The organism is Pseudomonas sp. GW821-FHT09C08 (assembly GCF_059418125.1).
Genome location: NZ_JBWKPG010000023.1, coordinates 1 through 845, shown reverse-complemented (window position 1 = coordinate 845; position 845 = coordinate 1). Strand labels below are relative to the sequence as shown.

At 58.2% G+C, this 845-nt stretch carries 1 pseudogene; it reads left to right on the top strand.

Features of this window, described 5'->3' with window-relative positions:
• Positions 1-845, top strand: a pseudogene (locus tag AC07OJ_RS30855) (type IV secretion protein Rhs); the annotation flags it as partial.

Genomic DNA, 845 nt, shown 5'->3' with positions numbered 1-845 from the left:
CTGGTGCAGCGCATTGATCCAGATGGTGCCGAGCATTTCAGATCCTACGACGACAAAGGCCGGTTGACGGTCGAGCAGGATCCGCTGGGCGCGGTGACGGCGTATCAGTACGACGACGCCGGACGTCTGGTGGCGGTGTTTCCGGGGGACGATGAGCCGACGTCCTACGAGCATGACAATGGGTTCGTACGGGTTGTAAGGCGTGGTGAGGCTGCCTGGAAATATGAGCGTAATGATCAGGGCGATATCGTTCGTAAGACTGATCCCGACGGCAACGTAACGGACTACAGCTACGACAAGCAGGGACAACTGACCGGTGTCTGGTTTCCCGACAACAGCTGCCATCGGCTGGTGTGGAATGAGCGTGGTCAGTTGCTGGAAGAACAACTGCCAAATGGCGGCGTCAAGCGCTACCGCTATGACGACCTCGGGCGGCAGGTGGCGCGTGAGGATGAGCATGGGGCGCTGACCGAGTATCAGTGGGACAGCGTCGGTCGATTGACTCGTGTCGTTTTGCCCGGCGGTGCTCTTAGCGAATACAGCTACAACCCCTACGGAAAGATCACCTCCGAGCGAGATGAGCTGGGGCATGTCACCCGCTACGAATATGCCGATGGCTTGCACTTGATCAGCCGGCGCATCAATGCCGATGGGACTCAGGTCAACTACCGCTACGACAACGTGCGGTTATTGCTCACCGAAATCGAAAACGAGGTCGGCGAGACCTACACACTCGACTATCACCTCAATGGCCTGATCCAGCAGGAAGTCGGCTTTGACGGCCAACGGACGGCTTATGCCTACGACCTCAACGGCAACCTGCAGGAAAAAACCGAGCACGGCGA